The organism is Pseudomonas sp. NPDC077649, from assembly GCF_044542855.1.
Lineage (GTDB): Bacteria > Pseudomonadota > Gammaproteobacteria > Pseudomonadales > Pseudomonadaceae > Aquipseudomonas.
The window spans coordinates 1-25,097 of the sequence record NZ_JBITVF010000007.1 but is presented as its reverse complement, the minus strand read 5'-3'; the positions used below and the strand labels follow the sequence as shown (position 1 = coordinate 25,097).

Sequence of the window (25,097 nt, the reverse complement as noted above, 5' to 3'; positions counted from 1 at the left end):
GGCGTTCAGCGCCGTGGCGGCAGCGGCTGGCGATCCGCCCGGCGAATTTCCTCCACCAGCGCCTGCGCCGCCGGCGACAGGCTGTGCCCGGCACGGCTGACCAGGCCGTAGGCCGACTGCTGCTGCAGGCTCGCCGGGGCCAGCGGCAGCAGGCTCAGCTGGCCGGCCGCCACTTCCTCGGCGATCACGTCCCAGGGCGCCATGCTCAGCACCTCGCTGTCGGCCACCAGGCGCTTGAGCACCAGAAAGTTGTCGCACTGCACGCTCAAGGGTTGCGGCCGGCCGCTGGCCGCGCCGAGGCTGCGCTCTACCGCCTGCGGCAACTGGGTGCCGGCCAGGGGGAAGTCGAGCAGGTCGGCCAGGCGCAGCTCGCGGCGTTGTAGCAGCGGATGGCCGGGGCGGCAGAACAGCGCGCCGGCATGCGCCTGTAGCGCCTCGATCTGCAGTTGCGGGTCATCCTGCAGTTCGCGCACATCGGCGACGAACAGTTCGACGCCGGCCTCCAGCAGCCGCTCGCGCAGCTCCAGCCAGTTGCCGATCTCCAGTCTCACCTGTACCCGCGGATAGCGTTGCAGCAGCCTGCCCACCGCCTGCGGCACCAGCCGTGCGGCCGGGTAGGGGCCGGCGCCCAGACGCAGTTCGCCGGCCTCCAGGTTGTCCAGCTGGCTGACCGCGTTGCTCAGCGCCTGGCTGCCGGCCAGCAGGCGGCGGGCATGTTCCAGCACCAGCTGGCCGTGGGCGGTGAGGCTGATGCCGCGGCTGTGGCGATCCACCAGGCTGCAGCCGAGCTGCGCCTCCAGGGCCTGGATGCTGCGGCTCAGTGCCGGCTGGCTGAGGTGCACGGCCTCGGCGGCGCGGGCGAAGTGGCCGTGTTCGGCGAGGGCGACGAAGTGACGGAGCTGGCGTAGGTCGCTCATGCGCTTTCTGCATTGGTTCATGGATTCGAATGCATTGGAATTATCAGGCGGCCTTTGCCAACCTGCCAGCACTTCAACAACAAGACGTCCTATCGCCATGAGCACCTTCTCTCGCCTTGGCGGCCTGCTGCTGGCCGCCGCCTTGCCCCTGAACGCGCAGGCCGAACTGCCGGCCGAGCGCATCGAGCCGAGCATCCACGCCGAGCTGGCGGCGCACACCAAGCACTTCGCCCAGCAGGTCTACCGCGTCGCCGACAACGTCTACTCGGCCGTCGGCTGGCAGCTGGGCAACGTGGTGATGATCGAGGCGCCCGAGGGGCTGATCATCGTCGACACCGGCGAGTCGGTCGGCGAGTCGCGCAAGATCATGGCCGAGTTCCGCAAGCTCACGGACAAGCCGGTCAAGGCGGTGGTCTACACCCACTTCCACCCGGACCATATCAACGGCGTGCAGGCCTTCGTCAGCCGCGAGCAGGTGGAACGCGGCGAGGTGCAGATCTACGCCCACGAAAGCCTGCTGGAGAACGTGGTGGCGCAGGGCGCGCTGGTCGGGCCGATTCTCGGCGTGCGCTCGGCCTACAGCTTCGGCTCCTTCCTGCCGGCGAGCGACCTGGAGGGCATGAACGCCGGCATCGGCCCGCTGGCCAAGCCCGAGCCGTCGTCCTTTATCGCGCCGACGGTGACCTTCGCCGAGCGCCTGGACACCCGCATCGCCGGCCTCGACGTGCAGCTGCTGCACGTGCCCAGCGAGGCGCCGGACGAGATCACCCTGTACCTGCCGGACAACCGCGTGCTGATCAGCGCCGAGGTGGAGCAGGGGCCGACCCTGCCGAACATCCATACCCTGCGCGGCACCAAGTTCCGCGACCCGGTGCAGTGGGTCGCCAGCCTGGACAAGCTGCGCGAGTACCAGGCCGAGCACATGGTGCCGCTACACGGCCGCCCGGTCAGCGGCCAGGAGCGGGTCGAGGAGGTGCTGCGCATGACCCGCGACGGCATCGCCTATATCCACGACCAGAGCGTGCGCTGGATGAACAAGGGCCTGACCCCGGACGAGCTGGTGGAGAAGGTCAAGCTGCCGCCGCACCTGGCCGGCTACACGCCCTACCTGCGCGAGTACTACGGCACGGTCAAGCACAGCGTGCGGCAGATCTACAACGGCTACCTGGGCTGGTTTCAGGGCGACCCGGTGGCGCTCGATCCGACCCCGCCGCGGCAGCAGGCCGAGCGGCTGATCGCCCTGGCCGGTGGCCGGGAGAAGCTGCTGCTGGAGGCCGGCAACGCCTACCTCAAGGGCGACTACCAGTGGGCCGCCGAGCTGGCCGGCTATGCCATCCGCGTCGACCGCGAGGATCGACTGGCACGCGAGATCAAGGCGCGCAGCCTGCGCAAGCTGGGTTACGCCAGCATGAACATCAACTGGCGCAACTGGTACCTGATGAGTGCCATGGAGCTGGAAGGCAAGCTCGACGGCGAGGCCATCCGCCAGCGCTCGCAGGAGATGCGCAAGGTCCTCCTCTCCCCGGACATGGTGCGCAGCTTCACCCCGCAGGCCTTCCTGCAGAACTGGGTGACGCGCATCGACCCGGAGCAGGCCGGCGACCTCGAACTGACCCTGGGCTTTCGCTTCCCGGACGTGAACGAGGAGTGGGCGCTGGAAGTGCGCCGCGGCGTGGCCCAGTTGCACCGGGGCATTCCCGAAGGCACCGAGCTGCGGCTGAGCATGGACAAGCGCTTTATGGAAACCCTGCTGACCGGCGAAGGCGGCCTGGTCAAGGGCGCGCTGCTGGGCGACGTGCAGGTCGAGGGCAACCTGCTGGAGATCCGCCGCTTCCTCGCCTGCTTCGACTTCGCCGACGAGTCCTTCGGCCTGACCCTGCGCTGAGCACCGTTCCAGCCGAAAGAGCGGCGGCAGCGCCGGGCTGGCCCGGCACACTGCGGCGATCGCCCAACCGGAGGATCGCGATGAAACTGCTGTCGTTCGCCAAGGGCGCCCTGGCCATGTTCTGGCTGGTGGCGCTGCTCAACCTGCTCTACCCCTTTGCCGCGCCGCTGGGCGGCTGGGTCAACTGGGCCGCGCTGGCGCTGTTGCTGGCCCATCTAGGCGAGCTGCTGCTGTTTCGCGCGCGCCTGCACGGCCGGCCGGGGCTGTGGCGGCAGCGCCTGCAGGTGCTGCTGTTCGGCCTGCTGCATCTGCAGACGCTGCGCTGAATGCCGTTGGCCCGGAGGCAATCCGGGGCAGTCGCCGCGCTTTATCCCGGATTGCATCCGGGCCAAGACTGCACGACGTACTCGCGCTTTCGTAGGAGCCGGCTTGCCGCGATTCGCTTCAAGGCATCGCCAGCAAGCTGGCGCCTACGGACCGCTACTCCACGAACAACTGCTGCACCACTGAAAAATCCTGCTTGCCCTTGCCCTGCTTGAGCAGCAGGCGGTACAGCTGCAGCGCCAGGGCGCCCATCGGCGTGCTGTTGCCGCTGTGGCTGGCGGTTTCCTGGGCCAGGCCGAGGTCCTTGGCCATCAGTTCGGCCATAAAACCGCCGCTGTAGCCCTTGGAGGCCGGGGCGTTCTCCATCACCCCGGGCCAGGGGTTGTACTTTTCCAGCGTCCAGTTGCCGCCGGAGCTCTGCCGCATGATCTCGGCCAGGGTCGCCGGCTCCAGGCCGTTGGCCACGCCCAGGGCCATGGCCTCGGCGGTGGCGATCATCTGCACCGCCAGCACCTGGTTGTTGCACACCTTGGCCACCTGGCCGGCACCGTCCGGGCCGGCGTGGAAGATGTTCTTGCCCATGGCGGCGAGGATCGGCCGCGCCTTGTCCAGGGCGTTGGCCTCGCCACCGACCATAAAGGTCAGGGTGGCGGCCGCGGCGCCGGCGGTGCCGCCGGACACCGGCGCATCGAGCAGGGCGACGCCGCGCTCACGGGCGGCGGCGTGCACCTTGCGCGCCGACTCCGGGGCGATGGTCGAGCATTCCAGCACCAGGGTGCCGGCCGGCAGTTGCGCCAGCAGGCCGGCGTCGCCCAGGTACAGGCCTTCGACATGGCGGCTGGCCGGCAGCATGCTGATCACCACCTTGGCCTGGTCGACCGCCTCGGCGGCGCTGTCCGCCGCCAGGGCGCCTTCGCCGGCCAGTTCGTCCACGGCGCTGCGCACCAGGTCGAAGACCTTGAGCGGGTAGCCGGCCTTGAGCAGGTTGCGGGCCATGGGCAGGCCCATATGGCCGAGGCCGATAAAGGCGATCTGGGTCATGGTTTGGGTTCTCCTTGTGCTGATGCCTCGGGGAGCGAAGGTTTACAGATCCGCCAACGGATGCGCGCCGTCCCAGGCCGGGGCGAAGTGCGCCTCGATCACCGCCGGCGGGATGGCCGCCACGTCCGGCCAGTGCCAGCGCGGCGTCTGGTCCTTGTCGATCAGGCGGGCGCGCACGCCCTCGGCAAACTCCGGGTGGCGGCAGCAGTTCAGGCTCATGGCGTACTCCATGCGGAACACCTCGGCCAGCGACAGGTGACGGGCGCGGCGGATCTGCTCCCAGACCAGGTGCGCGGTCAGCGGGCAGCCGCCGGCCAGGGTCTTGGCCGCACGGGCCAGCAGCAGGTCGGCGTCGCCGTGCAGGCCGGCGATGGCCTGTACCGCGGCCGGCAGGTCGGCCACGTCGAGCAGCGCGTCGAGGCGTTCGCGGCGCGGCAGCCACTGCGCCTGCGGCAGTTCGCCGCGCGCCTCGCGTTCCAGCGCGCGCAGCAGGCTGTGCAGCTGCTGCGCGGCGTGCTCCCGCCAGTTGAGTTGCACCAGGCCTTCGATCAGCGCGTCCTGCTGCTCGTCGCGGAGGAAACGGTCGGCCAGGTTCAGGTCCAGCGCGTCGCGGGCGTTGATGCTGGCGGCGCTGAGACCGAGGAACAGGCCGAGCCTGCCCGGCAGGCGGGCGAGGAACCAGCTGCCGCCGACGTCCGGGTACAGGCCGATATTGATTTCCGGCATGCCCAGGCGGCTGCTGGGGGTGACGATGCGGATCGCCGCGCCCTGCATCAGGCCCATGCCGCCGCCCAGCACGTGGCCGTGGGCCCAGCAGATCAGCGGCTTGGGATAGCTGTGGATGCGGTGGTCGAGGCGGTATTCGTCGGCGAAGAAGCGCCGCGCCAGCGGCGGCACCTCGCCGGGGTGTTCGCGGCACTGCTGCACCAGCTGCACCACGTCGCCGCCGGCGCAGAAGGCCTTGGGCCCGTTGCCGCGCAGCAGCACGCAGGCGATTTCGGGATCGATGGCCCAGGCCTTCAGGCGCGCGTCCAGCGCCTCGATCATCGGCAGCGACAGGGCATTGAGGCTCTTCTCGGCATCCAGGCTGGCGATGCCGATGCGGTAGCCATGCAGGCTGGGGCGTTCTTCGAAGTGCAGGTTCATACAGGTTTCCAGCTTAGGGCGGGGCGGTTCTGGTGGATGTAAGAAGCGACATCCACCCTACGGGCCTGGCCGATTACGGTGCCACGAATCATTTGTTGCGCCACTGCGGGTCGCGCTTCTCGAGGAAGGCGTTGACCCCTTCGCGGGTGTCGTCGGCGTCGAACAGGTCGACGAAGCGCTCGCGTTCCTCCGCCAGCCAGGTGTTCGGGCCGCGCTCGCGCGCGCCCTGGATCAGCGGCTTGATGGTGCGCACCGCCACCGGACTCTGTCGCGCCACCTTGGCCGCCAGCAGCAGGGCATGGCCACGGGCCTCGCCGCTGTCCACCAGCTGTTCCACCAGGCCGATGCGCAGGGCGGTTTCGGCGTCGATACGTTCGCCGCAGAGGATCATGCGCTTGGCCCAGCCTTCGCCCACCAGCCAGGGCAGCGCCTGGGTGCCGCCGGCGCAGGGCAGCAGGCCCACCGCGGCCTCGGGCAGGGCCATCTGCGCCTGGCGTTCGGCGATGCGGATATCGCAGGCCAGTGCGCATTCCAGGCCGCCGCCCATGGCGTATCCGTTGATCGCGGCGATGGACACCCCGCGGAAGTCGCGCAGGGTCTCGAAGGCCTCGCCGAAGCGCCGCGCCATCTCGCGGGCGCGCGCCTTGTCGCCGTCGGCGAACATGTTCAGGTCGGCGCCGGCGGAAAAGAACTTCGGCCCCTGGCCGGTCACCACCAGGGCGTAGATGTCGTCGTCGCGGTTGAGGTGCTCGACCAGCTGCTTGAGGCCGATCAGCGAGTCGCGGTCCCAGGTGTTGGCCGGCGGGTGGTTGATGGTGATCAGCGCGGTGTGGCCGTGCTTTTCCACGGTGAGCTTGTGGGTCAGGTCGAAGATGCCGGGCTTGTAGGCTTCGATGGCGGTGCTCATAAGGGTCCTCTTAAATGATGTTCCCCTCTCCCCCGGGGAGAGGGGATAAAGCGGTCACAGCAGGCGATCGAGCATGCCGCCCTGCTGCAGCAGGCGGCGGGCGACGATCACCCGCATGATCTCGTTGGTGCCTTCCAGTATCTGGTGCACGCGGCTGTCGCGCACCCAGCGCTCCAGCGGATAGTCGCTCAGGTAACCGTAGCCGCCGTGCAGCTGTAGCGCCTCGTTGCAGATGGCGAAACACTGGTCGGTGGCGAAGCGCTTGGCCATGGCGCAGTACAGGCTGGCCTCGGCGTGGCGCCGGTCCAGCTTGTCCGCGGCCAGGCGCACCATCTGCCGGCTGGCGGTCAGCTCGGTGAGCATATCGGCCAGCTTGAACTGCAGCGCCTGGAATTCGGCCAGTGGCTTGCCGAACTGCTTGCGCTCCTCCACGTAGTGCAGGCTCTGCTGCAACGCCGCCTGGGCCGCGCCGAGCGAGCAGCTGGCGATGTTCAGGCGGCCACCGTCCAGGCCCTGCATGGCGTAGACGAAGCCCTGGCCCTCCGGGCCGATGCGGTTGCCGGCGGGGATGCGCACGCCGTCGAAGGCGATGGTGCGGGTCGGCTGGGCGCGCCAGCCCATCTTGTCCTCGTTGCGCCCGTAGCGGATGCCGGCGGCGTCGGCCGGCACCAGGAAGCAGGAGATGCCCTTGGCGCCGTCCTCACCGGTGCGCGCCATGACGATCAGCACATCGGTCGATCACGCGCCGGAGATAAAGCACTTGCTGCCGTCGAGCAGGTAATCGTCGCCATCGCGCCGCGCGCGGGTTCGCAGGTGGGCGGCGTCGGAGCCGGCGTCCGGCTCGGTCAGGCAGTAGGAGGCCAGCAGGCGGCCGTCGATCAGCCCGGGCAGGTACTGCGCCTTCAGGGCCTCGTCGGCGAAGCTCGCCAACATCCACGAGGCCATATTGTGGATGGTCAGGTAGGCGGTGGTGGCCACGCAGCCGGCGGCCAGTTGTTCGAAGATCAGCGAACTGGACAGCCTCGACAGGCCCAGGCCGCCGTCCTCCTCCTTGATATACAGGGCCAGGTAGCCCTGCTCGGCGGCGCGGCGGATCACCGGCAGCGGAAAGTGGTGGTCGCGGTCCCAGTCGCCGGCGTGCGGCGCCAGCTCCCGCGCGGCGAAGGCGCGGGCGCTGTCGGTGAGCAGGCGTTGTTCGTCACTGAGTTCGAAGTCCATGGCGCCTCATTGCAATGTCAAAGGTTGGCCGCCGGCGCGGCGCTCGGCCTGCCACTGCGCCAGATTGGGCAGCGCGGTGTCGGCGTCGAGGCGGTCGACGATTTCGAAGTAGTCCTGCTTGAGCGGGTCCTTGAGCACCTCGTCGCGCGGCTTGACCCGCACCGCGTAGACCGTCTGCAGGTTCTGGTGGTCGAAGGCGCGCCACTGCTGTTCGTCCTTCAGCAGGCTGTAGCGGTGGCCTTCCAGCGCCTTGATCAGCGCCTCGCTATCCAGGCTATTGGCACGCTTGGCGGCATCGGCCCACTGCTGGACGATGCTGTAGGCCGAGGCGGCGGAACTCGAGGGGTACATCTGGTAGCGCGCCTTGAAGGCGGCGACGAAGGCTTCGCCGCGGGCGGATTGCTCCAGCGCCGGCACGCGCCAGGTCCAGGGTTCGGTGCCGATCACGCCCTGCATCAGGTCCGGGCCGGCCTGCTCGACCATGCTCTGGGTCAGGTTCGGCGCGATGACCTGCATGCGCTCGGTCAGGCCCAGGTCCTTGGCGATGCGCATGGCGCGCACCAGGTCCTCGCCGAACAGGACCAGGGCGAGGATCTCGGCATCGCTCGCGGCGGCCTGGGTCAGGGCATCCTGGTAGTCGGCCAGGCGTGCGCCGGGGAAGGGCACGCGCACGCCGGCGTGCTGGCCGGCGTCGTCGCTGGCGGTGGCCTGGCGCAGCGAGGCCTCGGTGGTGTGGCCCCAGGTGTAGTCGGAGGTGACGTAGAAGTAGCGCTTGTCCGGCAGGTGCTTGCTCAGGTACTGACCGAGCACCTGGGCGCTCATCCAGGCGTTGTTGCACTCGCGGAACAGGTAGCGGTGGCCGTCCTTGCCGGTGGTGTCGTTGGAGTAGGTGAGGGTGCCGAAGTACAGCAGGCCGTGTTCGCGGGCGCGCTTGCCGGCGGCGATGGCCACCGCGCTGGAGGCGCCGCCGAACAGCATGGCGGCGCCCTCGGCGGCCAGCTTGTCGACGTTCTTCACCGCCTTGGCCGGACGCGAGGCGGTGTCCTTGCTGGACAGGCGCAAGGGGCGGCCCAGCACGCCGCCTGCGGCGTTGAGCTCGTCGATGGCCAGCAGGGCTCCACGCATCTGCGCCAATCCCTCCTCCTTGTATGGGCCGGTGCGCGGGTAGTTGAGCCCCAGGGTGATGGGCTCGGCGGCCTGCGCACAGGCGGTGATCCCGGCCCACAGGGCCAGGGTGGCAGTCAGGTGGCGCATTGCAGTTCTCCTTGTTGTTGTGCTGCAGGAGACTGTTTTACGCCGCTCGTCCAGTTGCAGTGATCGTCTATTGGTCTAACAGAGGCCTACTCCGTTCTCATTTCAACTGAATGGTCATGTTGGGGCCGTCGCCGAGCGGTGTGTCGTCGAACCAGCGGCTGGTGACCGTCTTGGTCTCGCTGTAGAAGCGCACCGCCTGCTTGCCGTAGGCGTGCAGGTCGCCATAGAAGGAGCCCTTCCAGCCGGTGAAGGAGAAGAACGGCAGCGGCACCGGGATCGGCACGTTGATGCCCACCTGGCCGACTTCCACCGCGTGCTGGTAGTGGCGCGCGGCGCCGCCGGAGCGGGTGAAGATGCTGGTGCCGTTGCCGTAGGGGCTGGCGTTGACCAGCTCGATGGCCTCTTCCAGGGTCGCGACCTCCAGGCACACCAGCACCGGGCCGAAGATTTCCTCGCGGTAGATGGACATTTTCGGCGTGACCTTGCGAAACAGCGTCGGCCCCAGCCAGTTGCCCTCCGGGTAGCCCTCGACGCTGCACTGCGAACCGTCCAGCAGGCACTCGGCGCCCTCGGCCTTGCCCTCGGCGATCAGGCGCAGCACGCGCTGGCGCGCCTGCTGGCTGATCAGCGGGCCGAACGCGGCGCCGCTGTCGCGCCAGTGGCCGGGGCGCAGCTCGGCCATCTGCGCGGCCAGCTCGGGGATCCACTGCCGCGACTCGCCGACGAACACCGCCACGCTGATCGCCATGCAGCGTTGGCCGGCGGCGCCGCAACTGGCGCCGACCAGGTTGCTGATGACCTGATCCTTGGGCGCGTCGGGCATGATCACCATATGGTTCTTGGCCCCGGCGAAGGCCTGCACCCGCTTCAGGTGCTGGGTGCCGGTGCGGTAGATATGCTGGCCCACCGGCACCGAGCCGACGAAGGAAATCGCGCGCACGTCCGGGTGCACCAGCAGCGCGTCGACCTGTTCGCGCCCGCCGTGCAGCAGCTGCAATACCCCGGGCGGCGCGCCGGCCTCGAGGAACAGCTCGGCCAGGCGGTTGGGGGTCATCGGGTCCTGTTCGGAGGGCTTGAGGATGAAGGTATTGCCGCAGGCGATGGCCAGCGGGAACATCCACAGCGGAATCATCGCCGGGAAGTTGAACGGGGTGATGCCGACGCACACGCCCAGCGGCTGGATCCAGCTGGCGGTGTCGATCTCGCGGGCGACGTTCTCCACCGTCTCGCCCATCATCAGGCTGGCCACGTTGGCGGCGTGCTCGGCCACCTCGATGCCGCGCCAGACATCGCCCTTGGCATCGGCGAAGGTCTTGCCGGTCTCCTGCGCGAGAATCTCCGCCAGCTCGTCGTGGTGCTCCTTGAGCAGGTGCTGGTAGCGCAGCATCAGCCGCGCCCGTTCCGGCACCGGCACCTCGCGCCAGGTGAGGAAGGCGGCCTTGGCGCTGGCCACGGCGGCCTCGATCTCCGCATGGGTGGCCTTGGGCGCCAGCGCCAGCACCTGCTGGGTGGCCGGGTCGGTGACTTCGATCAGTTCGCGGGCCTGGCTCGCGAGCCACTGGCCGTCGATCAGCTGGGGCAGGGTACGGGGCATGGTCGGCCTCCTATTGTTCTTCTGTGCTCTCTTTATAGTCAGTGTCCGGCTGCTTGTGGATTGACGATCTTGGCCTTTGGATGGACGATCTTGGCATTGCCATCCCCCAGCGAGGTGGGCGCGCCGATGACCGCACGAGTGGAAACCTCCAGCTGGCCGCTGCCCGCCAACGGCCAGCGCTTCATCACCCCGCCGCGCCTGCGTCGCCTGCTGGCCCGTCAGCCGCTGAGCTGCGGCTGCTACCCGCTGGCGCTGGGGTTTTACCCGGAAGCGGCCGGGCACCTGATGCAGCGCAGTCAGCCGGAGGACCACCTGCTGATCTACTGCCGCGCCGGGCGCGGCTGGCTGGAGACGGCGGATGGACGATTCGAGGTCGGCGGCGGCGATCTGCTGCTGCTGCCCAAGGGCCTCGCCCACCGCTACGGCGCCGACGCCGCACGGCCCTGGACGCTGTACTGGGTGCATTTCGACGGCAGCCTGGCCGAGGACTTCCTGCGTCTGCTGGGGCCGCGTCGGGTGCGCCGCATCGGCGTGCAGCCGCGCCTGCTGGCGGATTTCGAGGCGTTGCTGGGCTTGCAGCGCCAGGGCCTCAACCCGGTGCCCTTCATCCACGCCGCCCATCAGCTGCAGGCGCTGCTCAGCTCCCTGGCGGTGCTGCCGGCGCGGGCCAACCTCAAATCCGGGCGGGTGCTGGACGTCGACGCGGTGCAGGCGGTGATGCGCAGCCACCTGCATGGCAGCCTCAACCTCGACGAGCTGGCGGCGCAGTTCAAGCTGTCGCGCTTCCACTTCGCCAAGACCTACCGTGCCCTGACCGGCCATGCGCCGATCCAGGATTTCATCCAGCTGAAGATGGCCCAGGCCTGCCGCCTGCTCGACCAGGGCGACGCCGAGGTGCGGCAGATCGCCGAGCAACTGGGCTACGACGATCCCTATTATTTCTCGCGACTGTTTCGCAAGGTGGTGGGCATGGCGCCCAGTCATTACCGGGCCTTGCACCAGGGCTAGGGCGGCACCCGCCGCTAGCTGGGCGCCGAGCGCAGCGAAGCCCAGCAGTCCTCGACCTGACCCGTTGGGCTTCGGCGCTGCGCACCTCAACCCAACCTACGGCTGCTGAATCCGCCCTACACCCGGGCGATGGTCGCCAGGCCGGTGGCCACCAGCTTCTCCTGGCCCTCCTTCAAGGCGAACACGTCGGCGCGGCATACCGCCTGGCGCTGTCCGGCCTTGAGCACTTCGGCCCGGCACAGCAGACGCTCGCCGATGGCCGGGGCGAGCAGGTTGAGTTTGTATTCGCTGGTGACCACGTCGCCGACCAGCGAGGCGGCGGCCCAGGCGCAGCCGCTGTCGACCATGAAACCGACCACCGCACCGTGCAGATAGCCGTGGTGCTGGCACAGGTCGGGGCGGCTGCGCACCTGCAGGCTGACCTTGCCGGGTTCGAAGTCGAGCAGCTCGGCGCCGAGCAACTGGGCGAAGGTGGAGTGGGCCAGCGCCTGTTCCAGGCGTTCGCGGCTGATAGCGGTCGCGGTGTTCATGCTGCGCTGCTCCTCGGGATATCGCCTTTGAGTCTTGGCCGGCGAGGGCGGCGTGGCAACGCGCATCCAGCGGCGTGATGGGCAGGCATCAGTCGGCGCCGCGTTATCCCGTGCGATGCCTTGACTTGCCCCCGTGCCTTGCCTAGCGTGCCGTTTTCGTTTTCAGCGCAGGAACCCCCGGGATGACCGACGACCGCATCAAACTCGACGCCAGCTGGAAAGAGGCGCTGCGCGAGGAGTTCGACAAGCCCTACATGAGCGAGCTGCGCGAGTTCCTCCGTGCCGAGAAGGCGGCCGGCAAGGAGATCTACCCGCCGGGCCCGCTGATCTTCAATGCGCTCAACTCCACGCCGCTGGATCGGGTCAAGGTGGTGATCATCGGCCAGGACCCCTACCACGGTCCCGGCCAGGCCCACGGCCTGTGTTTCTCGGTGCAGCCGGGGGTGCAGACGCCGCCGTCGCTGGTGAACATCTACAAGGAACTCAAGCGCGACCTGAACCTCGATATCCCTGCCCACGGCTACCTGCAGAGCTGGGCCGAGCAGGGCGTGCTGCTGCTCAACACCTCGCTGACCGTGGAGCGAGGCAACGCCGGCTCCCACGCGAACAAGGGCTGGCAACTGTTTACCGACCGGGTGATCGAGGTGGTCAGCCAGCAGCGGCCCAAGCTGGTGTTCCTGCTCTGGGGCAGTCATGCGCAGGGCAAGCAGCGCCTGATCGACCCGACCAAGCACCTGGTGCTGCGCTCGCCGCACCCCTCGCCGTTGTCGGCGCACCGCGGCTTTATCGGCAACGGCCACTTCAGTCGCTGCAACCAGTTCCTCGTGCAGAACGGCATGACCCCCATCGACTGGCGGTTGCCGGCGCTTTAATTGCGCGCAGGCTGCGCCGCTCTGTCAGAGCAACCCGGCCACCAGCCGGCCGAGCACCTCCATGGCCTGTTCGCTGCGCGCGTCCCAGGGGTGGCCGTGGTTCAGACGGGCGCAGTGACGAAAGCCCTGGCTGGCGGAGAAGATCGGTCCCGGCGCCAGGCTGATGCCCTGGGCCAGCGCCAGGCGCAGCAGTTGCAGGGAGTCCAGCCGTTCGGGGAATTCGAACCAGAGAAAATAACCGCCGGCCGGCCGCGTCACCCGCGTGCTGGCGGGAAAATGCCGGGCGGCGGAGGCGAGCATGGCGCCCTGCTGCATTTCCAGGGCGTGGCGCAGCTTGCGCAGGTGGCGGTCGTAGCCGCCGTGCTGCAGGTAGTCGGCGATGGCCGCCTGGGCCGGCACCGAGGGCGAGATGGTGGTCATCAGCTTGAGCCGGGCGATCTGCTCGGCGTAGCGCCCGCCGGCTACCCAGCCGACCCGGTAGCCGGGTGCCAGGCTCTTGGAGAAGGAGCCGCAGTGCATCACCAGGCCTTCGCGGTCGAAGCTCTTCACCGGCTTGGGCGGCTGGCTGGCGAAGTACAGCTCGGCGTAGACGTCGTCCTCGATCAGCGGCACCTGGTGGCGCACCAGCAGCTCGTACAGCGCCTGTTTCTTCGCCTCGCTCATGCTCGCGCCGAGCGGGTTCTGCAGGCTGCTCATGAACCAGCAGGCCTTGATCGGCAGGCGCTGCAGGCTGTCGGCCAGCGCCGCCAGGTCGATGCCTTCGCGCGGGTGCACGGGAATTTCCACCGCCTTGAGCTTGAGCCGCTCCAGCACCTGCAGGCAGGCGTAGAAGGCCGGCGACTCGATGGCCACCAGGTCGCCCGGCTGGGTGACGCACTGCAGGCAGAGGTTGAGCGCCTCCATGGCGCCGTTGCTGATCACCAGCTCCTCCATCGGCAGCATCACCCCGCTGACCATGTAGCGCAGGGCGATCTGCCGACGCAGGTCGGGGTTGCCGGCGGTCATGTCGGCGATCACCGCGTGCGGCGACAGCTCGCGCAGGGCGTGTGCCATGCTGCGCGCCAGGCGCGGCAGGGGGAACAGGTCGGGGCTGGGGAAGGCTGAACCGAAGGGCACGGTGTCGGGGTCTTTCAGCGAGGCGAGCACGGAGAACACCAGTTCGCTGACGTCCACCTCGGTGGTCTGCGCGGCGCGCACGGCCGCTTCCGGCTCGTGCAGCGGGCGCTGCGCGTGTTCGCGGACGAAGTAGCCGGAGCGGGCGCGGGCCTGGATCAGGCCGCGATCCTCCAGCAGGTAGTAGGCCTGGAACACAGTGGACGGGCTGACCCCGTAGGTGCGGCTGGCGTGGCGCACCGAGGGCACCTTCTCGCCTGGGGCGAGCACGCCGCTGCGGATCAGCTCGGCGATCTCGTCGGCGAATTTCTCGTAGCGTTTCATCCTGTCCTGGTTCACCGGTGCAAGGGGTACGGGCGAACACTTTACGGGGTGAACGGCGGACATGGCAGGGCCTCGTGAGTCGTTCGGGCGGGACCGTGGGGCGTGCTGGGCGAATCGCGGATCAATCCGCGCCTACAGGGTAGGTGTAGCCCGGGTGCCATCCGCGCAGCGAACGGCCCCGGATGGCATCCGGGCTAGGAGGTTTCAGCGCAGCGGGGCGAGGAAAGTGCTGCGGGTGGCGACGCGGCTGTCCGGCTCGGCTTGGTCGGTCACCTCGAACTGCAGGTGCTGCGGGCCGGCGCCATTGCGCGTGGCGGTCAGGGCGACGCTGACCGGCAGGTCGCGGATCTCGCCGGGTGCCAGATGCAGCGTGCTCGGCCCATGCAGCTCGAAGTCGCCCGGCTCGACCAGGGCGATGCTGTAGCTGCGCGCCTGCTGGGTCTTGTTGATGATCTTCAGGCTGTAGATGTTCTCGATCTGGCCCAGGGCGTTCTCGCGGTACAGGCCGCGGTCGCGGGTCACGTCCAGCGACAGCAGCGGGCGCTCGGCCAGGGCCCAGGCGAAGGCGCCGATCATCAGCGCCAGCATCGCCGCATGGCCGACCAGGCTGGGCCGCAGCCAGCGGGTCTTGCCGCCGGCCAGCTCGCGCTCGGAGCTGTAGCGCACCAGGCCGCGGGCATAGCCGAGCTTGTCCATCACGCTGTCGCAGGCGTCGATGCAGGCGCCGCAGCCGATGCAGTCCAGTTGCAGGCCATCGCGGATGTCGATGCCGGTGGGGCAGACCTGTACGCACATGGTGCAGTCGATGCAGTCGCCCAGGCCTTCGGCCTTGTAGTCGGCGTCCTTGCGGCGCGGCCCGCGGTTCTCGCCGCGGGCGGCGTCGTAGGAGACGATCAGCGTGTCGCGGTCGAACATCACGCTCTGAAAGCGCGAGTAGGGGCACATGTCGCGGCACACCTTCTCGCGCAGCCAGCCGGCGTTGATATAGGTGGCGGCGGTGAAGAACAGCACCCAGAAGGCCGTGGTGGCGCCGACCTCAAGGGTCGCCAGGTCCAGGGTCAGCTGGCGGATCGGGGTGAAGTAGCCGACGAAGGCCAGCGCGGTGACCAGGCTCACCGCCAGCCACAGGCCGTGCTTGGCGCCGCGGCGCAGGATCTTTTGCAGCGACCAGGGTGCGGCGTCGAGCTTGATGCGCTGGCCGCGGTCGCCCTCGGTGAGCTGCTCCACGCGCATGAAGATCCAGGTCCACACGCTCTGTGGGCAGGCGTAGCCGCACCAGACGCGCCCGGCCAGCACGGTGATGAAGAACAGGCCGAAGGCGGCGATGATCAGGATGGCCGAGAGCAGGATGAAATCCTGCGGCCAGTAGGTGGCGCCGAAGATATGGAACTGACGCGCGCCCAGATCCCAGAGCACGGCCTGGCGGTCGTTCCAGTCGATCCAGGCGGTGCCGAAGAACAGCAGGAACAGCAGGCCGGCGCCGAGCAGGCGCAGGTTGCGAAAGCGCCCGGTGAAGCTGCGGGTGTGGATCGGCCCGCCGGCCTGGGCCGGCGTCAGGCGGATGGGTTTGGCAGGGTCGATGCTCTCGACGGCCCGCACGGGGATCAGCTCGGTCATGGCGTTGCCCTCATCAGGCGTTAATCAGGCTGGCGCCATGATCCGAGGCGAACTGTTTTCGAAACAGTCTCAGGTTTTCGTTAAAAAAGCGGATCAGATGCGGCCGGTGGGCGCCGAAAAAACTGCCTGACAGGTCTCCAGGCCACGCCATATCTGGCTGCTGTGGATTTCAGCCTTAGCGCTACAGGCCTCGGCCTGCGACATCGCGCCGCGCCAATCGCCGGTAAGCCGCAGCCTTCTTTCGCTTATCTGATCTGGTTTTTTTAGGCTTTTCTGGCGCTGTTTTCGAAACACGTCCGGCAGGCATAGTCGACGCCCGTGATCAGGAGGCCTGCCGGCATGTACCAATACGACGATTTTGACCGTGCGCTGGTGCGCGAGCGCGTCGCCCAGTTCCGCGACCAGGTACAGCGGCGCCTGGAAGGCGAGCTGAGCGAAGAGGAGTTCCTGCCGCTGCGCCTGCAGAACGGCCTGTACCTGCAGAAGCATGCCTACATGCTGCGCGTGGCGATCCCCTACGGCACCCTGTCGGCCAAGCAGATGCGCGCGCTGGCGCACCTCGCCCGCGCGTACGACCGCGGCTATGGCCACTTCACCACGCGGCAGAACATCCAGTTCAACTGGATCGAGCTCGAGCGCGTGGCGGACATCCTCGACTGGCTGGCCGCGCACGACATGCATGCCATCCAGACCTCCGGCAACTGCGTGCGCAACATCACCACCGAAGCCTTCGCCGGCGTTGCCGCCGACGAGTACCTCGACCCGCGCCCGCTGGCCGAGATCCTCCGCCAGTGGTCGACGGTCAACCCGGAATTCCTGTTCCTGCCGCGCAAGTTCAAGATCGCCCTGTGCGCCGCCGCCGAGGATCGCGCGGCGATCCAGGTGCACGACATCGGCCTGCAGCTGCATCGCGACGAGGCCGGCGCATTGCGCCTGCGGGTGCTGGTCGGCGGCGGCCTGGGGCGCACGCCGATCATCGCCCAGCCCCTGCGCGAGGGGCTGCACTGGCAGGACTGCCTGTCCTACGTCGAGGCCATCCTGCGCGTGTACAACCGCCACGGCCGGCGCGACAACAAGTACAAGGCGCGGATCAAGATCCTGGTCAAGGCGCTCGGCATCGAGGCCTTCGCCGCCGAGGTGGAGCGCGAGTGGCAGTCGATCAAGGACGGCCCGGCGCGGCTCACCGATGAGGAATACCGGCGCGTCGCCGCCTCCTTCCACAAGCCGGCCTATGCCGAGCTGGCCGATGCCGATATCGACTTCGGCACCCAGCTGGCGCGCGACGCGGACTTCGCCCGCTGGGTGTCGCGCAACGTCATGGCGCATCAGGTGCCCGGTTACGCCAGCGTGGTGCTGTCGACCAAACCCGGCATCAGCGCGCCGCCCGGCGACGTCAGCGCCGAGCAGTTGGAGGCGCTGGCCGACTGGAGCGAGCGCTACGGTTTCGGCGAGATGCGCGTGGCCCACGAACAGAACCTGGTGCTGCCCGACGTGCGCAAGCGCGACCTCCATGCGCTATGGAGCGAGGCCCGGGCGGCCGGGCTGGGCACGGCCAACGCCGGCCTGCTCACCGACATCATCGCCTGCCCGGGTGGCGACTTCTGCTCGCTGGCCAACGCCAAGTCGATCCCCATCGCCCAGGCCATCCAGCAGCGCTTCGACGACCTCGACTACCTGCACGACCTGGGCGATATCAGCCTGAACATCTCCGGCTGCATGAACGCCTGCGGCCACCACCATATCGGCAACGTCGGCATCCTCGGCGTCGACAAGAACGGCAGCGAGTGGTACCAGCTCACCCTCGGCGGCAGCCAGGGCCGGCAGGCGGCGCTGGGCAAGGTGATCGGCCCGGCGTTCGCCGCCGAGCAGGTGCCCGAGGTGATCGAGCGCATCGTGCAGACCTACGTCGACTACCGCGAGGTGAACGAAGGCTTTCTCGACACCTTCCAGCGCATCGGCCTGGAGCCGTTCAAGGAGCGCGTCTACGCCCGGGAGGCGGTGGCATGAACAATCTGATCCGCCTGGTCGAGGGCCAGGCCCGCATCGTCACCGACGACCCCTGGCAACTGCATGACGCCGACAGCGCTGGCGCGGCGCCGCAGATCCTGCCGCTGGCCGCCTGGCGCGAACGGCAGTCGGCCGAAGTGCTGCAGGGCAGGGCGGCGAGCGCCGACGGCCTGCTGTTGCAGGTGGATGACGAGCCGGAAGCGCTGCAGCCGTTTCTCGCCAGCCTGCCGCTGATCGCCATCGACTTCCCCAGCTTCCGCGACGGCCGCGGCTACAGCCAGGCATACCTGCTGCGCACCCGCCTGGGCTGGCGCGGCGAACTGCGCGCGGTGGGCGATGTGCTGCGCGACCAGCTGGCGCATATGCGCCAGTGCGGTTTCGACGCCTTCGCCGTACGCGCCGACAAGTCGCTGGAGGATGCACTCAAGGGCCTGGCCGGGCTCAGTGTGTTGTATGGTCGTTCGGCCATCGAGCCGCGTCCGCTGTTTCGCCGGGGGCGCAATTAAGGAGGAGTCGAGATCATGATGTTGCGAGGCCTGTTCTGGCTGGTGGTGCTGCAGTTGTTGGGCGTGGCCCTGAACCAGTGGCTGCTGCCCATGCTGCCGGGCTCGATCATCGGCCTGCTACTGCTGTCGGCCTGGCTGATGTGGCGCGGCGCGGTGCCCGAGCCGCTGCAGCAGGCGGCGAATGGCCTGTTGCCCTACCTGCCGTTGCTGCTGGCGGTGCCGGCCGCCGGGATCATGACCAGCAGCGAGCTGCTGCTGGCTGAGCTGCCGGTGATCGCCACGGCCCTGGTGCTGTCGCTGCTGGTCACCGTGCCGTTCTGCGGCTGGCTGCTGCAGACCCTGATCCGCCGCCAGGAGCGTCAGCGATGAATGCCCTGGCCGCGCATCCGCTGTTCGCCATCGGCCTGACCCTGGCGGCCTTTCTGATCGCCGCCTGGCTGTATCGGCGTAGCGGCTGGCTGCTGCTGCAGCCGGTGCTGGTGTCGGTGACGCTGATCGTCGCCACCCTGCTGCTGTGCGGGGTGGATTACGCCACCTACCGCGCCGGCGCCGAGCCCATCGCCTGGCTGCTCGGCCCGGCCACCCTGGCCCTGGCGGTGCCGCTGCAGCACAACATCAAGCGCATCCGCCAACTGTTCTGGCCGATCATGCTCACCCTGCTGGCTGGCGGCGTGCTGTCGGTGACGCTGACCCTGGCCATCGGCTGGGCGCTGGGCGCCGACTGGGTGGTGCTGATGAGCCTGGCGCCGAAATCGGTGACCATGCCGATCGCCATGCCGGTGGCCGAACAGATCGGCGGCATCGCCTCGCTGGCGGCGGTGCTGGTGATGCTCACCGGGGTGATCGGCACCGCGCTCGGCCCCTGGCTGCTGCGCTGGGCCAGGGTCGAGCACCCGGCTGCCCGAGGCCTCAGCTACGGCATCAATGCCCATGCCATCGGCACCGCCCATGCCCTGCAGGAAGGCGAGGAGTGCGGCGCCTTCGCCGCCCTGGCCATGAGCCTGCTGGGGATCGCCACGGCGCTGCTGTTGCCCCTGCTGCTGTCCAGCTGAGGCGCGGGGCGGAATCCCGCCACCGGCGCCGCGCGGGCCCGCCGCCTTTGGCGAGAACTCGCCACCGCATCGCGCCTCCCGGCGCGCGGCGAGGCCCGATCCAGCGCTGAATCCTTTCAGCGGCACGCATATTGCTCCTGCCGGCGACACGAGCGGAATACGCCCGCCAAGAGGCCTGGAACACCCTTCCTCCCGCCGTGCCGCCGATCGGCGGCCATCGCCCATGGGCGGCCCATACGGCTGCCACCCGAAACCTTGCCTGCACGGCGCGCCGTCGTGCACACCACTGGACTGTGCCATGAAGAAAATCCTGCTGACGCTGCTCTGTCTCAGCGTGATCGGTTGCTCCAAGCCCCGCGAGCCCGAGAAAACCGTCGACGTCCTGCTGATCGGCGCCGGCGTGATGAGCGCTACCCTCGGCACCTACCTCAACGAGCTGGAGCCGGACTGGAGCATCGACATCTACGAGCGCCTCGACCGCGTCGCCGGCGAGAGCTCCAACGCCTGGAACAACGCCGGCACCGGCCACTCGGCGTTCTGCGAACTGAACTACACCCCGGAAACCGCCGACGGCGGCATCGACATCGGCAAGGCGGTGGCGATCAACGAATCCTTCGAGATCTCCAAGCAGTTCTGGGCCTACCAGGTCGAGCGCGAGGTGCTGAGCAAGCCCAAGAGCTTCATCAACAACACCCCGCACATGAGCTTCGTCTGGGGCGAGGACAACATCGAATACCTGCGCAAGCGCCATGCCGCGCTCGAGCACAGCAACCTGTTCCGCGGCATGGAGTTCAGCGAGGATCACGCGCAGATCGCCCAGTGGGCGCCGCTGGTCATGCAGGGCCGTGACCAAGGCCAACCCGTCGCCGCCACCCGCATGGCGATCGGCACCGACGTCAACTTCGGCGAGATCACCCGCCAACTGATCGACTCGCTGATCGCCAAGGACCAGGCGCGCCTGCACCTGGAACACGAGGTGCGCGACCTGCGGCGCAACGCTGACGGCAGCTGGACCGTGGTGGTCGCCGACCTGGCCAACGATGGCGCCGAGAGCAGCGTCAAGGCGCGCTTCGTGTTCATCGGCGCCGGCGGCGGCGCGCTCAAGCTGCTGCAGCAATCCGGTATCGAAGAGGCCAAGGGCTACGCCGGCTTCCCGGTCGGCGGCCAGTTCCTGATGACGCGCAACCCCGAGATCGTCGCCCAGCACAAGGCCAAGGTGTACGGCAAGGCCTCGGTCGGCTCGCCGCCGATGTCCGTGCCGCACCTGGACACCCGCGTGATCGGCGACGAGACCGTGTTGCTGTTCGGCCCCTTCGCCACCTTCTCCACCAAGTTCCTGAAACATGGCTCGCTGCTCGACCTGTTCGGCAGCATGACCAGCGACAATTTCCTGCCGCTGGCCAATGCCGGCATGGACAACATCCCGCTGAGCACCTACCTGATCGGCCAGCTGATGCTCAGCCAGGAAGACCGCATGGCCTCGCTGCGCGAATACTTCCCGGAGGCCAAGAGCGAGGACTGGGAGCTGATCCAGGCCGGCCAGCGCGTGCAGATCATCAAGAAGGATGCCGAGAAGGGCGGCGTACTGCAGTTCGGCACCGAGGTGGTGACCTCCGCCGACGGCAGCATCAGCGCGCTGCTCGGCGCCTCGCCGGGTGCCTCCACCGCCGCGCCGATCATGCTGCAGCTGATCGAGAAGGCCTTCGCCGAGCAGGTCGCCAGCCCCGCGTGGCAGGCGCGTCTGCAGCAGATCATCCCCTCCTACGGGCAGAAGCTGAACGACGACCTGGCACTGACCAATCGCGTGCGCCAGTGGAGCAGCGAGCGTCTCGAGCTGCAGCACATCGAAGTGGCGCCGGACGTGCAAGTAGCCGCCGAGCCCGAGCCGACGGCGGTGACCCTGTAAGGTCTTTCATGCGGTAAAGAGAACCCGCCCTGCGCCTCGCGCACGGCGGGTTTTGTTTGGCCTGCGAACCTGTCGCGGCGCGTAGGGTGGATCACGCTTCACCGATCCACCGCCCTGGTGGAGGTAAAAGGCGACAGCCACCCTGGGGGTTCTGCCATAGCGCGCCCTACGACGCGACAATTACGGCGCTGCCGGCTCGTCCTCGTTGCGATCCAGCGCCACCTGGCGGATCGACAGGCGAATCTCCGCCGGCAGCACGCGCTTGGCGGCGCCTTCGGCCAGCTCGCTGAGCAGCGGGTGGTGGCTGAGCTTGCCGGCCTCGTCCTGGCGCAGCACGCCCTGGTCCAGCAGGCTCTGGATGAAGTGACGGAACAGGCTCTTGTCGAAGAACTCCGGCGCATTCAGGCCATGCAGGATCGACAGGCGCTGGGCCATCACCGTGCACAGGTCTTCCAGCTCCTCGGCGCTGATCGCGTTCTGCCCGGCGTTGAGCAGCAGGGCGATGGCCATGTAGAAGCGCTGCAGGGTCTGCGCCACCGAGCGCGACAGCAGGGTCAGCAGCACGAACTGGCGCGAGCTGGGTGCCGGGCGCAGGTACACGTCGCCCTCGGTCTTCAGCAGGCCCTGCTCGACGAAGGCCGCCAGCCACTGGTCGACCACTTCCTCGAGCTGGTCGCTATCCCAGCGGATAAACAGCTCGGCCTGCAGGTAGGGATAGAGCGCGCCGGTGAAGCGCAGGATCTGCTCGCGGCTGATCCGCGCGCTGCTCTGGAAGAAGCTCGCCAGCAGCGCCGGCAGGGCGAAGATGTGCAGCACGTTGTTGCGGTAGTAGGTCATCAGGACGGCGTTCTGCTCGTCCAGATAGAGGATCTTGCCGAGGGCGTCCTTCTGCTCGGCCAGCAGGTCCATGCCCTTGACGTGCTCGATCAGCGCCGCGCCGTCGCCGTCCGGCAATGTGGTGTGCGGCGAGTAGGGCACCGCGCGCAGCAGCGCCAGGTAGAGGTCGAGCACCCGCGCCAGGGCGCGGTCGTCCAGGGCCAGCTTGCTGGTGGAGAGCAGCGCCAGCGCCACCAGGTTGACCGGGTTGATCGCCGCCGCCTCGTTGAGGTGACGCGCCACCCGCTCGCCGAGGCGATTGGTCGCCTCGTTCAGCCAGCTCGGGCGGAACTGCGGCGCCAGCTCCTGGCTGCGCCAGTCCGGCTGCTGCTGGTCGAGGAACTCGGCCAGCTTGATCGGCTCGCCGAAGTTCACCGAGACCTGGCCGAAGCGCTGCTTGAGCGCGCCGAGCACCTTGAACAGGTCGAAGATCGACTCCTTCTTCTTGCTCGCGCCGCGCAGCTCGCCCAGGTAGGTGCGCCCCTCCAGCACCCGTTCGTAGCCGATGTACACCGGCACGAAAACGATGGGCAGGCGATGCGAGCGCAGGAAGCTGCGCAGGGTGATGGCCAGCATGCCGGTCTTCGGCCGCAGCATGCGCCCGGTGCGCGAGCGGCCGCCCTCGATGAAGTACTCGACCGGGAAGCCCTTGCTGAACAGGGTGTGCAGGTATTCGTTGAACACTGCGGTGTACAGCGGGTTGCCCTTGAAGGTGCGGCGCATGAAGAAGGCGCCGCCGCGGCGCAGCAGGCCGCCGATCACCGGCATGTTGAGGTTGATCCCGGCGGCGATGTGCGGTGGCGTCAGGCCGTTGGTGAACAGCAGGTAGGACAGCAGCAGGTAGTCGATATGGCTGCGGTGGCAGGGCACGTAGATCACCTCGTGGCCCTGGGCGATGTCGCGCACGCCCTCGATGTTGTGCACTTTGACGCCGTCGTAGATCTTGTTCCAGAACCAGGAAAGCACCAGTTCGAGGAAGCGGATCACCGTGTAGGTGTAGTCCGAGGCGATCTCGTTGCCATAGCGCAGCGCCTGCGCCTCGGCCTTCTCCAGGCTGATCTTCTCGCGCTCGGCTTCCTCGGCAATCGCCTGGCGCACCAGCGGGTCGTGCACCAGGCCTTTGACCAGGTTGCGCCGGTGCGACACGTCCGGGCCGATCACCGCGGCCTTCTGGTTGCGGAAGTGCACGCGCAGGATGCGATGGACCATGCGCAGGGTGCGCTCCTGGCCCTTGTCCTGCTCGACCAGCTCGCGCAGGTGAATCGGCGTGGAGAACTGCACGCGGGTCTTGCGCCCCAGGATCAGGATGCTCACCAGCCGGCGCAGGCGCCCGGTCACCGCCCAGCTGTCGGCGAACAGCAGCTTCCAGGCGCTGGTTTCGCGATCCGGCGATTGCCCCCAGAACACGCTGACCGGCACGATCTGCGCATCGTCCACCGCCTGGCGGGAGAGGGCGGCGACTACCCGATCCAGGGTCGGCGAGATGCCGCGCTTGTCCTGGCGGCCGAACCAATCCGGCTCAGGCGTCAGGTAGAAGAAGGCCGCCGGCTCGACGTGTTCCCCGACCGCCACCGGCAACACCGGGCGCGGCAGGCCGGCCTTGCTGCATTCGCGGTCGACCACCGCCAGGTCGCTCACCGAAGGCTGCTGCAGCACGTAGAACACCGGCTTGCTGCGGTCGAGCTTGAGGGTGAAGGCGGACTGGTTGATGGTTTCCGAGCGTACCCAGAGGTACAGCAGGCGGCGCAGCGCCCCGAAGGCGAGGCGGCGGAAGGGGGAACGGGTCATACGGACTCTGCTTGCATGGCAAAACGAGCGATTGCTCGGGAAGGGCGCTAGTGTGCCGCAAGGGCGCGTGGCGGGCAAAAAACTCTCGCGCTGCAGGCCACGCGCAGCGCCTGGGGCGGGCTATCCGCCGCGGGCGAGGCGAGCGCTCAAGCGGCCACTGACAGGCGTTCGCGCCAGCGCCATTCGAGGCCGGCCAGCAGCGCGACGAACAGCGCTTCGCCAACCAGATAAGCCAGGCCCCAGGGGCGCGCCGAGCCGACAAAGCTCGCCGCCAGCCCTAGGCACACCGCCGCCCAGGCCATATTGCCCAGCACCAGCAGCACGATCAGCGCTTGCGGTCGCCGCCGACGGCGCGCCAGGCTCAGGGAGTAAGCCGCATAGAGCAGATTGACCAGGCCGATCAGGGTCAGCAGCGCCAGGGGCAGCGCCTGCAACTCGCTCAGCCAGTGGCGAAACGTCAGCAGCAGAGCGCCGGCCAGCGCGGCGGCAGCGCCGTCGAGCCACAACAGATACCTCATGCGCGCTTGGCCCCCGCTGCGCGAGCAACAGAATGGCCAGGGCGATGCCCGATGCAAGGCCGGATATACGAGTGCAACCGCGCTGACGACAGTGTCAAAAAGCTATTCCTCACCGCTTGTGGGGGCGAGTCCATATGCGAATTGTTAGGCGGCATCATTGCGCCGTAGCCTCCGATCCAAGACGTAACCAATTGCGCCGCCAATTGCAATTGGCAAGAGAGCATAGATAGGAATGAAGATCAGGCCGATAGCGGCTTGCGCGTCTGCGCTGAGATCTAAGGTGTTGTGCGCCCATGCTAGGAAGCCGAAGCCAAGCAAGCATGGTCCAATTAGTGAAGAGGGGCGGAGATACATAAAGCTACATGCAAGGATTGCACCCCATGCAATGGCATTGAACGCCCCCAAAAATAGCCAACTACCAAGACCGGTATCCGTGTACTGCTGCAGCCATTCGATGCCGCGAGGCAGGCGTGCCATATAAGGTAATACGAGTCCGAGTAGCGCTATCGCGATACGAGCATTGCGCATTCTCATATGTGCCCCCTAAGGCTTGGTCAAGGGGCGGGCTTTAGCCCGTCCCAGTGAGCGGAGCGAACAATTTGAATGCTGTAATGGACTCTCCCCACACCCCGGTTCTATACCAAGGCGTCGGTGATTGAAGAGTGGGAGAGCCGTTATGAGGCGAATCGCAGTT

Annotated in this window: 21 protein-coding genes and 1 pseudogene; 9 read left to right on the top strand and 13 right to left on the bottom strand. The window is 68.1% G+C overall.

Annotated features, from left to right (window positions below; translation table 11 throughout):
• Positions 1-5: 5 nt before the first annotated feature.
• Positions 6-917, bottom strand: a complete 912-nt coding sequence (locus tag ACIGFL_RS19190; protein ID WP_397498210.1) for a LysR family transcriptional regulator — start codon at positions 915-917, stop codon at positions 6-8.
• A 97-nt stretch (positions 918-1,014) separates the two neighbouring features.
• On the opposite strand from ACIGFL_RS19190, the gene ACIGFL_RS19185 reads away from it, so the two are divergent.
• Positions 1,015-2,802, top strand: coding sequence for an alkyl/aryl-sulfatase (locus ACIGFL_RS19185; RefSeq protein ID WP_397498209.1), 1,788 nt, complete (start codon positions 1,015-1,017; stop codon positions 2,800-2,802).
• A gap of 80 nt (positions 2,803-2,882) precedes the next feature.
• Positions 2,883-3,128 (top strand): DUF1145 domain-containing protein, encoded by a 246-nt coding sequence (locus tag ACIGFL_RS19180; protein WP_021442961.1) that lies wholly within the window; start codon positions 2,883-2,885, stop codon positions 3,126-3,128.
• Between the two features lie 154 nt (positions 3,129-3,282).
• Here the strand turns inward: ACIGFL_RS19180 and mmsB are convergent, their stop codons facing one another.
• The 6 genes and pseudogenes from mmsB to ACIGFL_RS19150 all read right to left on the bottom strand — a co-directional run bounded on the left by mmsB (position 3,283) and on the right by ACIGFL_RS19150 (position 10,286).
• The gene (gene mmsB, locus ACIGFL_RS19175; RefSeq protein ID WP_397498208.1) at positions 3,283-4,167 is read right to left on the bottom strand and encodes a 3-hydroxyisobutyrate dehydrogenase; all 885 of its coding nucleotides are present in this window, start codon (positions 4,165-4,167) and stop codon (positions 3,283-3,285) included.
• A 42-nt stretch (positions 4,168-4,209) separates the two neighbouring features.
• Positions 4,210-5,313 (bottom strand): enoyl-CoA hydratase/isomerase family protein, encoded by a 1,104-nt coding sequence (locus tag ACIGFL_RS19170; RefSeq protein ID WP_397498207.1) that lies wholly within the window; start codon positions 5,311-5,313, stop codon positions 4,210-4,212.
• 88 nt (positions 5,314-5,401) lie between these two features.
• Complete coding sequence (locus tag ACIGFL_RS19165) at positions 5,402-6,220, bottom strand: enoyl-CoA hydratase (protein WP_021444473.1); 819 nt, start codon at positions 6,218-6,220, stop codon at positions 5,402-5,404.
• Between the two features lie 54 nt (positions 6,221-6,274).
• Positions 6,275-7,438: pseudogene (locus tag ACIGFL_RS19160) on the bottom strand (acyl-CoA dehydrogenase family protein).
• Positions 7,439-7,444: 6 nt separating this feature from the next.
• Positions 7,445-8,692 (bottom strand): ABC transporter substrate-binding protein, encoded by a 1,248-nt coding sequence (locus tag ACIGFL_RS19155; RefSeq protein WP_397498206.1) that lies wholly within the window; start codon positions 8,690-8,692, stop codon positions 7,445-7,447.
• Positions 8,693-8,789: 97 nt separating this feature from the next.
• Positions 8,790-10,286, bottom strand: a complete 1,497-nt coding sequence (locus ACIGFL_RS19150; protein WP_397498205.1) for a CoA-acylating methylmalonate-semialdehyde dehydrogenase — start codon at positions 10,284-10,286, stop codon at positions 8,790-8,792.
• Between the two features lie 126 nt (positions 10,287-10,412).
• Here ACIGFL_RS19150 and ACIGFL_RS19145 point away from each other — a divergent pair, with 126 nt between their 5' ends.
• Complete coding sequence (locus tag ACIGFL_RS19145; protein ID WP_397498204.1) at positions 10,413-11,294, top strand: AraC family transcriptional regulator; 882 nt, start codon at positions 10,413-10,415, stop codon at positions 11,292-11,294.
• A 116-nt stretch (positions 11,295-11,410) separates the two neighbouring features.
• Here ACIGFL_RS19145 and ACIGFL_RS19140 read toward each other — a convergent pair whose 3' ends face one another.
• Entirely contained in the window at positions 11,411-11,824 is a 414-nt protein-coding gene (locus ACIGFL_RS19140; protein WP_397498203.1) for a PaaI family thioesterase, read from the bottom strand.
• A 182-nt stretch (positions 11,825-12,006) separates the two neighbouring features.
• Here ACIGFL_RS19140 and ung point away from each other — a divergent pair, with 182 nt between their 5' ends.
• Complete coding sequence (gene ung, locus ACIGFL_RS19135; protein WP_397498202.1) at positions 12,007-12,696, top strand: uracil-DNA glycosylase; 690 nt, start codon at positions 12,007-12,009, stop codon at positions 12,694-12,696.
• Between the two features lie 24 nt (positions 12,697-12,720).
• Here the strand turns inward: ung and mapR are convergent, their stop codons facing one another.
• Both mapR and ccoG read right to left on the bottom strand, forming a co-directional pair.
• The gene (gene mapR, locus ACIGFL_RS19130) at positions 12,721-14,133 is read right to left on the bottom strand and encodes a GntR family transcriptional regulator MpaR (RefSeq protein WP_021443716.1); all 1,413 of its coding nucleotides are present in this window, start codon (positions 14,131-14,133) and stop codon (positions 12,721-12,723) included.
• Positions 14,134-14,337: 204 nt separating this feature from the next.
• On the bottom strand, positions 14,338-15,750 hold the full coding sequence (gene ccoG / locus ACIGFL_RS19125; RefSeq protein WP_397498201.1) for a cytochrome c oxidase accessory protein CcoG: 1,413 nt from the start codon (positions 15,748-15,750) through the stop codon (positions 14,338-14,340).
• A gap of 339 nt (positions 15,751-16,089) precedes the next feature.
• Between ccoG and ACIGFL_RS19120 the strand changes: the two genes are divergently transcribed.
• The 5 genes from ACIGFL_RS19120 to ACIGFL_RS19100 all read left to right on the top strand — a co-directional run bounded on the left by ACIGFL_RS19120 (position 16,090) and on the right by ACIGFL_RS19100 (position 21,221).
• A complete protein-coding gene (locus tag ACIGFL_RS19120) occupies positions 16,090-17,757 on the top strand; it encodes a nitrite/sulfite reductase (RefSeq protein WP_397498200.1) in 1,668 nt (555 codons plus the stop codon).
• Entirely contained in the window at positions 17,754-18,263 is a 510-nt protein-coding gene (locus tag ACIGFL_RS19115; RefSeq protein WP_397498199.1) for a DUF934 domain-containing protein, read from the top strand. Before ACIGFL_RS19120 ends, ACIGFL_RS19115 begins: the two co-directional genes overlap by 4 nt.
• A gap of 15 nt (positions 18,264-18,278) precedes the next feature.
• Positions 18,279-18,632 carry a CidA/LrgA family protein gene (locus ACIGFL_RS19110; RefSeq protein ID WP_397498198.1) on the top strand — a complete coding sequence of 118 codons (354 nt, stop codon included), beginning with the start codon at positions 18,279-18,281 and terminating at the stop codon, positions 18,630-18,632.
• On the top strand, positions 18,629-19,315 hold the full coding sequence (locus tag ACIGFL_RS19105; RefSeq protein ID WP_397498197.1) for an LrgB family protein: 687 nt from the start codon (positions 18,629-18,631) through the stop codon (positions 19,313-19,315). Before ACIGFL_RS19110 ends, ACIGFL_RS19105 begins: the two co-directional genes overlap by 4 nt.
• A 298-nt stretch (positions 19,316-19,613) precedes the next feature.
• Complete coding sequence (locus tag ACIGFL_RS19100) at positions 19,614-21,221, top strand: malate:quinone oxidoreductase (protein WP_397498196.1); 1,608 nt, start codon at positions 19,614-19,616, stop codon at positions 21,219-21,221.
• 180 nt (positions 21,222-21,401) lie between these two features.
• Here the strand turns inward: ACIGFL_RS19100 and plsB are convergent, their stop codons facing one another.
• The 3 genes from plsB to ACIGFL_RS19085 form a co-directional block, all read right to left on the bottom strand.
• Positions 21,402-23,885 (bottom strand): glycerol-3-phosphate 1-O-acyltransferase PlsB, encoded by a 2,484-nt coding sequence (gene plsB / locus ACIGFL_RS19095; RefSeq protein ID WP_021443709.1) that lies wholly within the window; start codon positions 23,883-23,885, stop codon positions 21,402-21,404.
• A 146-nt stretch (positions 23,886-24,031) separates the two neighbouring features.
• Positions 24,032-24,403 carry a hypothetical protein gene (locus ACIGFL_RS19090; protein ID WP_031303034.1) on the bottom strand — a complete coding sequence of 124 codons (372 nt, stop codon included), beginning with the start codon at positions 24,401-24,403 and terminating at the stop codon, positions 24,032-24,034.
• Between the two features lie 144 nt (positions 24,404-24,547).
• Positions 24,548-24,937 carry a hypothetical protein gene (locus ACIGFL_RS19085; RefSeq protein ID WP_397498195.1) on the bottom strand — a complete coding sequence of 130 codons (390 nt, stop codon included), beginning with the start codon at positions 24,935-24,937 and terminating at the stop codon, positions 24,548-24,550.
• Between the last annotated feature and the right edge of the window lie 160 nt (positions 24,938-25,097).